This is a genomic window from Bacteroides faecium, from assembly GCF_012113595.1.
Classification (GTDB): domain Bacteria; phylum Bacteroidota; class Bacteroidia; order Bacteroidales; family Bacteroidaceae; genus Bacteroides; species Bacteroides faecium.
The window spans coordinates 2,990,931-3,001,341 of sequence record NZ_CP050831.1 but is presented as its reverse complement, the minus strand read 5'-3'; the positions used below and the strand labels follow the sequence as shown (position 1 = coordinate 3,001,341).

The 10,411-nt window shown below is 45.1% G+C and carries 6 protein-coding genes and 1 pseudogene; 3 read left to right on the top strand and 4 right to left on the bottom strand.

The window, feature by feature from the left end; all coding sequences use genetic code 11:
• Positions 1–53: 53 nt before the first annotated feature.
• Genes rhaM through BacF7301_RS10595 form a run of 3 tightly spaced genes read right to left on the bottom strand, consistent with a single transcriptional unit; the run spans position 54 to position 3,643 of the window.
• Complete coding sequence (gene rhaM, locus BacF7301_RS10605; protein WP_022138180.1) at positions 54–368, bottom strand: L-rhamnose mutarotase; 315 nt, start codon at positions 366–368, stop codon at positions 54–56.
• A gap of 23 nt (positions 369–391) precedes the next feature.
• The gene (locus BacF7301_RS10600; RefSeq protein WP_167962597.1) at positions 392–1,798 is read right to left on the bottom strand and encodes a glycoside hydrolase family 88/105 protein; all 1,407 of its coding nucleotides are present in this window, start codon (positions 1,796–1,798) and stop codon (positions 392–394) included.
• Between the two features lie 3 nt (positions 1,799–1,801).
• Positions 1,802–3,643, bottom strand: coding sequence for a rhamnogalacturonan lyase (locus BacF7301_RS10595; protein WP_167962595.1), 1,842 nt, complete (start codon positions 3,641–3,643; stop codon positions 1,802–1,804).
• A gap of 233 nt (positions 3,644–3,876) precedes the next feature.
• Between BacF7301_RS10595 and BacF7301_RS10590 the strand changes: the two genes are divergently transcribed.
• The 3 genes and pseudogenes from BacF7301_RS10590 (at position 3,877) to BacF7301_RS10580 (ending at position 8,247) form a co-directional block, all read left to right on the top strand.
• Entirely contained in the window at positions 3,877–5,019 is a 1,143-nt protein-coding gene (locus tag BacF7301_RS10590; protein ID WP_167962593.1) for a glycoside hydrolase family 88/105 protein, read from the top strand.
• 123 nt (positions 5,020–5,142) lie between these two features.
• Positions 5,143–6,777 (top strand): rhamnogalacturonan acetylesterase, encoded by a 1,635-nt coding sequence (locus BacF7301_RS10585; RefSeq protein ID WP_167962591.1) that lies wholly within the window; start codon positions 5,143–5,145, stop codon positions 6,775–6,777.
• Between the two features lie 410 nt (positions 6,778–7,187).
• Positions 7,188–8,247 (top strand): annotated as a pseudogene (locus tag BacF7301_RS10580) (AAA family ATPase).
• Between the two features lie 45 nt (positions 8,248–8,292).
• Here BacF7301_RS10580 and BacF7301_RS10575 read toward each other — a convergent pair.
• Complete coding sequence (locus BacF7301_RS10575) at positions 8,293–10,401, bottom strand: rhamnogalacturonan lyase family protein (RefSeq protein ID WP_167962589.1); 2,109 nt, start codon at positions 10,399–10,401, stop codon at positions 8,293–8,295.
• Between the last annotated feature and the right edge of the window lie 10 nt (positions 10,402–10,411).

The following is a 10,411-nucleotide window of genomic DNA, read 5'->3' as shown; positions in this document are numbered from 1 at the left end:
TTTCCTACCAAACATTCCCCTACACTATCAATTCAACCTAATTACTAGAAAAATCAATCCATATGAAACACTTCCGGCAAAGGGATGGATACCGGCGAATTGTCCGGATTCACTTCCATGATGTCCGCCATATAATCCCACCATTTCTGTACAATCTCCGTATTGCCCAAATCCTGTGAACCTGCATCCCCTTCCGTCTTTTGGAAGGCGAAAAGGATATTCGTCTCCTTGTCCCAGTAAATGGAGTAGTCCGACACGCCGTTCTTTGAAAGCAATGCTTTCAGTTCGGGCCAGATGGCGGCATGTCTCTTTTCATATTCGGCTTCGCAGCCGGGTTTCAAATACATTTTAAATGCTTCTCGTTTCATGGTTACAATCTATTTAAAGTTAATTACTTAGTGTCTTCCGTATCGACGGCGAAGATAGGAGCCGTCGTCTTTTGTTTTACTTGATAATATTGAACGGCGCTGTCGTTCATCTGCGGATACTGGTTCTTCAGCAAGCGAATCATTTCCGCACCCGCCCAAAGCACCGGGCCGTATCCGTGCGCCGCATATACATTGACCGGACGGTAATAATAAAAAGCAGGGTCGAAAGCCATTCCCGTACCGACACAAGTACCTTCCACCTGACCTTCCGCATTGATTTTCCCGGCTACGGCATGCCAGCCCAGATGAGCGACAGGGCCATAAGCGATTGCATCAATCCAGCCTTTATTAATGGCATGCGCCAGGCAGTAGACATAAATTGCGGTAGCGGAAGTTTCGAGATACGAATCGTTGCGGTCGAGCAGTTGATGCCAAAGCCCTTCCCCACTCTGCAAGGCTGTCACGCCACGCACATGAGCACGGAAGTAGTCCATTATTTTCGCACGTTGGGGATAGTTTTCCGGCAATACGTCGAGCAGTTCGCAGGCTGTCAGCATTGCCCAGCCGTTGGCACGTGCCCAGCAGAAAGCAGGGTGTTCGGTACTGCTTTCCACCCAACCGTGGCGATACAGTCCTTTTTCGGGAATAAACATACGGTCGGCAAATTGCAGGAATTGTCTTACTGCTTCTGCCAAGTATTTCTCCTTTTGAGCCTTATCATAGCAGCTCATCTGCGCTACTGCGGGGATTCCCATAAACATATCATCCAGCCAGAGCGTATTGTGCTGTGGGCGATTACGGGCAAAAGTTCCGTCCGCCAGACGGTATTCCCTGTTTATGATAAAGTCGAAATAGTTGTCAATCAAGCCGTCCACAGGAAGCGAACCGTCTTTCAGGCGGACTTTTATCATGGCGGCGCATACCGCTCCTGCATCATCCAGTGCATGAGGAGTAAGGATTTGCAGCAGTTGGGGATCGGTTGTCCCATTCTCTTGATAGACACGTTTGAAATGCGGAGCTACTTCCGCCAGGAAACGGAAACGGTTCTGTACATAGTCCATATAACGCTGGTCACTGGTAGCTTCGGTTGCCGCTATCAAGGCGGAATAGGTCACTCCCCATTCGTAGCTTGCCAGACGGAAAGCACCGCGTTCCAGTTGCGCTTCCTCTCCCATTGCGGTGTAGTCGGTTATCAGTTTTCCCGTGTTCTTGTCTACTACACGGGCGGGAGTCTCCTTATCTATATAGGTAAACACACGGTCTACGTCTTTCTTCACTTGTTCTGGAGTCAAGTCACCGTAAGTACCCTGATAAGCAGGTTGCAGCAAATGCAAAGGTGTATTTGAGTCATTTACTACCGTTTTCTTTTTCTGCGCACTGACAGGCAAGGCTATCAGTAATGAAGCAATGGCTATGATACGGATATTCATATTTTATTTTTTAGGTATTTTACATCCTCTGAATACGGTACCCTTTAATTCGGGGCCGAAGTAGAATCCGGGTTGTGTGGGCTGGTTATAAGCGACGTTTTGGGTCGCAATGCTGATACGGTACACCGGGTCTTCCAGGAAAGTATGGAAACGGTAGTCCGTAGGAATGGTGGAAACGTAAAGTCTCAAAGCTGTGTTATCGGCTGTACGTAGCAGCACTTCTTCACGCCAGTCGCCGATAATGTCCCCTTGCAGGCAAGGAGTCGCTTTCGTTCCATTATTGGAGAGGGCGCCCTCGAAAATGGCGATGCGTTCGCAGATTCCTTTCTCCCTGTTGTATTTGCTCACGATATTCTTATCCAGCAATTCACGCAATAAATCACCGTCCCACCAAACAGCCATATTACAAGACAATCCCCTCACCCGTTCTTTTACGACTTCTCCTTTCACACTTCTGATTCCACCGGAAGCTAAAGACCACATTTCAACACCCGGATAAGTAGGGTCAATATCGGCCGCCATGCAGCGTCCGACATCTATATTACTCTTTATTTGAAACAGGATTTCTCCGGTTGCCGCATCCCTGTATGTACTTCCGTCCCGTTTGTTTTCGTGACAATCCCATACTTGCAAGCCTTTGCGTGAAGGGTCGAAATGAGTCATATGAATGGCGTCCCCATGTCCCATTTTGGTAGAATAAAGTCCTTTTCCGTTATGGTCGATAGCGCATGAGCCGTAGATGATTTCATCGCATCCGTCACCGTCCACATCGCCTACCCGCAAGTTATGGTTTCCCTGTCCGGCATAGTCTTCGCATCCGGGGTTGTTACTATCGAATATCCAACGTTGTTTCAGTTCTTTTCCGTCCCAATCGAAAGCAGCCAGTACAGTACGGGTATAATAGCCGCGGCACATCACCACACTCGGATGAACTCCGTCCAGATAGGCAACGCAAGCCAGAAAGCGGTCGCTACGGTTTGCACGGTTATCACCCCAGTCCATTAAGTTGCCCCGTTCGGGGATATAGTCAATTGTTTTCATGGCTGCTCCTGTCAGTCCGTTAAAGACGGTGAGATATTCAGAGCCTGTCAGGATACGCCCCTGCTGACTCCGATAGTCGGCATCGGCGTCACCAATCATTTTTCCTGTTCCGTCCACAGTTCCGTCTGAGGTTTTCATCACAACTTCCGCGCGACCATCACCGTCCAAGTCATAGACCATAAACTGAGTGTAATGCGCTCCGGCACGTACGTTCTTTCCCAAGTCGATACGCCACAGGTGCTGTCCGTTCAGTTTATAACAGTCAAAAATGACAGACCCCGTATAGCCGTCATGCGCATTATCATGCGCATTGCTCGGGTCCCATTTCAGAATAATCTCGTATTCGCCATCGCCGTCCACATCACCGATACTTGCATCATTCGGAGCATAGAAATAACTTTGTCCCGACGGGGTTGTTCCGGCTTCCGGACGATTTAACGGGATATTCAGATAACCTGCCGGGGCATTTGCCGGCAGTTGATAGCTGCCTTCGGTCTTTCCTTTGACAGCTTTAACGGTATAAAGGGCAGGCTCTGTCCCTGCATAAGTATCCTGAAAGAAAGTGGCGTCTTTCACCGGGTGCTTATTTATCTTTTCACCATTCCTATATATATCAAATGATTCATTCATCGGGTCGGAAGAAAGATAACGCCAGGAAACGGCTACCGTAGAAGGGTTCTCACGAATGGCAATCACGCCACGTCCCAAATGTTCACGTTTCAACTTCGTAAAGTCGTAGTTCGGCTGGGCTACTAAAGAAGCAGCTATCAGGCATAGATTTAAAAAGACAGTTATGTACTTCATAGTTTTATCGTTTATCAAATTACAACACAAAAGTAAGGGACGCAAGCTATTGATAAAATAGAATATCGTACAGATATATGTAGAAATATACTTTTAAAGCAAATTCCAGCCACTTTGTGAACGAAATTAAAGACATATGCACGGAAATCCATTGAAAAAGAAAAGAACGTCCCTTACCTTTGCGATTGGAATTTATTATAAACAATGAACTAATAAAACATAACTATTGCACCATGAAGAAATCACTATTCTCATTCTTTACAGTAACACTTCTTTTTTGCCTGACGCCCGCAAATCCGGTCGCGGCACAAGAGTCGCCTGCACAAAAAGAGACTTTAGAGACTATTATAAAGGTAAACGACTACTTTATGAAGAAGTATGCCGATTATACCATTCCCAGTTTCTACGGTCGTGTACGTCCCAGCAACATATGGACACGCGGTGTATATTATGAAGGACTGATGTCTTTATATGGCATTTATCCGCACGAAGATTATTATCGCTATGCCTATGACTGGGCGGACTTCCACAAATGGGGAATGAGAAACGGCAACACCACCCGCAACGCGGACGACCACTGCTGCGGACAAACTTATATCGACCTGTATAATATATGTCCGTCCGACCCGAACATGATTCGGAATATCAAGGCGAGCATCGACATGGTGGTGAACACTCCGCAAGTAAACGACTGGTGGTGGATTGACGCCGTACAAATGGCAATGCCTATCTTCGCCAAGTTCGGCAAAATGACCGGAGAGCAGAAGTACTACGACAAGATGTGGGACATGTATTATTATACACGCAGCCAGCACGACGAGACGGGTATGTTCAACCAGAAAGACGGTCTGTGGTGGCGCGACCAGGATTTTAATCCGCCATATAAGGAGCCGAATGGCGAAGATTGTTACTGGAGCCGCGGAAACGGCTGGGTATATGCCGCCTTGGTACGAGTACTGGATGAAATCCCTGCTGACGAGAAACACCGTCAGGACTATATTAACGACTTCCTAACCATGAGCAAGGCATTGAAGAAGTGCCAGCGTGAAGACGGTTTCTGGAATGTCAGCCTTCATGACCCTACGAACTTCGGTGGGAAAGAGACTTCCGGTACGGCACTGTTTGTCTACGGAATGGTTTGGGGAGTCCGCAACGGACTGCTCGACCGCAAGGAGTATCTTCCGGTTGCTTTAAAGGCATGGAATGCAATGGTGAAAGATGCCGTTCATCCGAACGGATTCCTGGGATATGTGCAGGGCACGGGTAAGGAACCTAAGGACGGTCAGCCCGTTACATTCAAGAGTGTGCCCGACTTTGAGGATTACGGTGTAGGTTGCTTCCTGCTTGCCGGAACGGAGATTTATAAATTAAAATAAAGATAGTTTTCAATAAGGTTAAAGATAATCATCCATTAGGTTTAAGTAGAGGTTAGTTTGTAGTTAGCTCCCTCACTGACAGGTTTCGGACAGGTCAGTGAGGGATTTCAAAGAAAACAGAAAATGAGAAACAAGTTGTTCCAATATGCATGCGGACTGATAATCATCGCATGCAGTCTGCAAATGCAGGCACAGAATAAGGTTGCTGCTCCTATGAAAGATGTCAACCAAGTGATTGACAATACGCTGGACAGCCTGAACAAAGCACGCACGTCAAGACCGGAAGCGGGTTCGAGCCGCAAAGGCAATAACCCTGTATTGTTTTTGGTGGGAAACTCCACCATGCGTACCGGAACCTTAGGGAACGGTAACAACGGACAATGGGGCTGGGGATATTATGCCGGCGATTATTTCGATTCGAACCGAATTACGGTAGAGAATCATGCGTTGGGCGGAACCAGCAGCCGCACCTTCTACAACCGCCTTTGGCCGGATGTAATCAAGGGAGTACGCCCCGGTGACTGGGTAATCATCGAACTGGGACATAATGACAACGGTCCTTATGACAGCGGACGTGCCCGTGCCTCTATTCCAGGAATCGGCAACGACACGCTGAACGTGACAATCAAAGAAACCGGAGTTAAAGAAACCGTATATACTTACGGCGAATATATGCGCCGTTTTATCCGCGACGTGAAAGCGAAAGGCGCGCATCCTATCCTATTCTCTCTCACTCCCCGCAATGCTTGGGAAGATAAGGACAGCACTATCGTCAAACGTGTCAACAAGACTTTCGGATTATGGGCGAAACAGGTAGCCGAACAGCAGAATGTTCCTTTCATTGATTTGAATGATATCACTGCCCGCAAGTTCGAGAAGTTCGGCAAGGAGAAAGTGAAATATATGTTTTATATCGACCGTATCCACACCAGTGCTTTCGGTGCCAAGGTAAATGCCGAATCTGCCGCGGACGGAATACGTGTGTATGAAGGACTGGAATTGGCCAATTATCTGAAACCAATCGAGAAAGATACCGTGACAGGTTCCAGCCGCAAGGAAGGGCATCCGGTATTGTTCACTATCGGCGACAGCACGGTCAGAAATGAGGATAAAGACAAGAACGGTATGTGGGGATGGGGAAGCGTGATAGCTGACGAGTTCAACCTGGATAAGATTTCCGTAGAAAATCGTGCGATGGCAGGACGTAGTGCACGTACATATTTGGATGAAGGTCGTTGGGATAAGGTATATAATGCCTTGCAACCGGGAGATTTCGTACTTATACAGTTCGGTCACAACGATGCAGGAGATATAAACAAGGGGAAAGCCCGTGCCGAATTACGTGGTTCGGGAGATGAAAGCAAGGTCTTTCTCATGGAAAAGACAGGAAAATACCAAGTTGTTTATACTTTCGGCTGGTATCTCCGTAAATTTATCAGGGATGTTCAGGAAAAAGGGGCGACTCCCATTGTGTTGAGCCACACTCCACGCAACAAATGGAAAGACGGAAAGATAGAACGCAATACGGAATCTTTCGGCAAATGGACACGCGAAGCTGCCGAAGCCACCGGAGCTTACTTTATCGACCTGAACAAAATTAGTGCTGATAAACTTGAAAAGAAAGGTGTAAAGAAAGCAGCCGCTTACTACAATCACGACCATACGCATACTTCTCTGAAAGGAGCGCATATGAACGCAAAAAGTATTGCGGAAGGGCTGAAAAAGAGTGATTGCCCGCTGAAGGAGTACTTAAAGTAAATACATAAGAGATAAGCTACACTACTTGCACTCAATCTATTAATACAAAAGTTGCTCTTACCCCTTTGCAAACTTCTCTTGAGTTAATCCTAAAGTTTTGTTTGCCTAAGAGTAAACTATAAACGCAAGTTCCGTTTATAAAAATGCAAGCTTTGTTTTTATAATCAAAGGCTTCATTTATAAAAACGGAACTTGCGTTTATAGTTTGCAATAAGTTGATTGCAAGTTTGGTAGTGAGGGAAAGGAAGTTTACCTTTAATACATAAGAACTTTTCCATTAATAGATTGGGGGACAGCCAGTGCTACTTTGTACGAAAACAAATAGTCACCTTTCCAGAATACAACCACAAATCATTGATTTATTCCACAGAATAAATTAACTTGCCTGTACTAATTAAAAGCCTGCCAATATGAGTCAAGTGAAAGGAATACCATACGGAATATCCGACTTCAACCGGATGCGGAACGAAAACTTCTATTTCGTCGATAAGACCATGTATTTGCCCCTTATCGAGGAAATGCCCAGTTATCTTTTCCTTATTCGTCCGAGACGTTTCGGAAAAAGCTTGTTCCTGAGCATGATGCGTACTTATTATGACATAATACAGAAGGATAACTTCGACAAGTATTTCGGTGACTTATGGATAGGAAGCCATCCAACCAAACAACATAACAGTTTCCAAGTCCTTTTCTTCGACTTCTCAAAAGCAGGCTGTTCTCTGCCGGGAGCAGATTAGCACTATCGAGGAAATAGCAGCAAAAGGTGAAATACTAGTAGACTTGCATACTTCATTCCCGTCAGAGAAGATAGCAGATATTGAGAACTTCCGAAGCCTGCTCTATTATTATGGCTTACTCACCATGTGCGGCACCCGTGGCGACCGTCTGAAAATGTGCATACCTAACAATTGTGTACGCGAGCAGTACCTTGGATTCTTACGCGACTACTATCAATAGGCCCATACCCTGAATCTTTCACATCTGAAAGACCTGATAGATGATTTCGCCTTCGACGGTCATTGGAAACCATTCTTCGAAACCATCGCCCGTGCCTATCGGGAGAACTCTTCCATACGTGACGCAATAGAAGGGGAAAGAAACCTGCAAGGTTTCCTGAAAGCCTATCTTGCCATTGCTTCCTATTATCTCGTACAACCGGAATTGGAAATGAACTATGATTATTGTGACTTCTTCCTGTTGCCGGACAAAATTCGTTATTCCGATATAGAACACAGCTATATCCTGGAACTGAAATACGCTACACGCACAGCTACCGATACTGAACTTGAAGCCCAGGCAGAAGAAGGAAGACAACAACTATTACAATACAGTAAGGATAAAGTTGTGAAGAAACTGGCTACTGGAACGACACTTCACCTATTATTAATTCGGTTACAAGGTTGGGATATGGTGAAATGTGAAGAAATAAAAGAATTGCCACTCATTACTTCATTGAATTCTCAGAAGTAATAAGTGGCAAGCCTCATCTTTAATTCAGAATAAAAAAATACACTTTTATTTCATCGTTTCAGCACCTACATAATAGCCCAGATTAGTTCCTTGGTTATAGCCTATGTTTTGCATTGCCTGAGACATATCATAAGTATGATCAGTCATCAGATGTCGAAGACGATGGGTAGTAGGATGATTAGTGGAGAAAATATAGATAGACCTATTATCGTTCGAACCTAAAATAACTTCTTCGCGATAGTCACCTAAGAAATCTCCATAATAGCAAGGATTAAATTTCGTACCATGGTTTCCGTCATTACTTCCATAGTGTCCGAAATATACCAAACGATTCTTATTCGTTTTATTTACATCCGGATTTCCCTTATAGCTTACAATACAAGCACGGTCATACATTTCCCTTGTCGGTTGACCGCTCCAATAAATAGCGGCATTGTACATCACACCGCTACCAATCCCTTTCGGATAGTCGGTTGAGACAACACGGCCACTGCTGCAACTATACATTCCCGACTGTAAAGACGAATAATACTCAAAATCCGGACTGTCCGGATCTACATCCGCTACGATACAACGTCCCACATCCCCGTTTTTACCTGCTCCATGCCCGGCAATCAAGTTCCCTGTTTTCGCATCAATCACCTGACAAGCATATCCTAATCCCTGTGTGCTATATGTATCCTGCTCTTCAAAAGAAGCTACAATCTGTTGTTTGCCGAATAATGGATTTATCTGCTGGGGATTCTGAATAAACCGTCCCACATACAAGCAGTCTCCATGTCCGTTTCCGGTACACCACAGCTCACTTCCATCATCATCAATAGCAGCCGAGCCATACAATATTTCATCCTTTCCATCATCATCCAAATCAGCCACACGGAAGGAATGTGAACACATTGCCAGCCATTTCTCACTATGGTCGGCAGTGTCAAACTTCCAACGATTAACCAATTCGTTTCCTTGTAGGTCAAGTGCCCACACTTGCCAGTTTTTATAAATGCCACGAGAAATAATCAAACTTGGATTACTTTTTCTTACACCAGTCGTCTCGTCAGGTATACCATCCAAATAAGCTGCTCCAATGAAGAAACGATCCATACGGTTTCCATAGTCATCTCCCCAATAAGAATTCCAATATTGGGCACGCGCTACCTTTGATTCGTCCTCATGGCCACGAGGTATATTGGGAGTACGGGTAATCTCACAACCGTCAAATCCACGACAGATAGAAATGTATTCAGGACCTTCCAAAACTAGTCCGGCAGTAGAATACAGACTTTTTCCGGAATACCACCCCACACCGTTCGTATCCCGCAAACGATAATCATTCACCAGCCCATTAGCATCGGTAATTATTCTTCCATTAGGAAATTTAGTTCCTTCAGATGAACGGAATGCAATTTCACACAAGCCGTCTCCATCAAAATCATATAAAATATAAGAAGTATAATGTGAGCCGGAACGAATGTTAAGACCTAAGTCTATACGCCACAAGAAGGTACCGTCCAGTTTGTAAGCCTCTAAAAGAGTGGTTCCATTGCGCCATCCTCCTTGATTGGCTCCATCATACGGCTCTCTCTTAATTACAATTTCCAGTTCTCCGTCTCCATCCAGTTCACCCAATTGAATATCATCAGGAGCATATGTCAATGCAGCATCGGGCACATCACTTCTTAGTATAATCTCCCGATAGAATTTTGTCGCCATCTCAGAAGTAAACGTGTAGTCACAGATTGTTTCCTCTTGACCAGCCAATGTCACCCGATAATAATTTGTTTTTGCGGGATTAATATTCTCATCTACCCAACAAGTAGTCTTCGTTATCGCCTCTTCATTTAACTTGACTTCTTCACCCCCATCTTCTGACTTATAAATATCGAAAGCTATATTTTCCGGATCGGTCAACAGCAATCTCCAACTAACTAACGCCGAAGAAATTCCTGTGGCATTATGTTGATCAGTTTCAGACATAGGGTCATAGCTCACCCACATAGCACGACTTCCCGTAATAACCTCCGTAGGCAGGTCTTTCAACGGTTCTTCCTTAATATTAAAATTAAATTCCGGTTCTTCATCCACTACCGGATCAGTATCCGAGCATGCTCCAAATGTCAATAATCCAAACAGTCCCAGTGTATATAATATTTTCTTCATATTCTGTCTT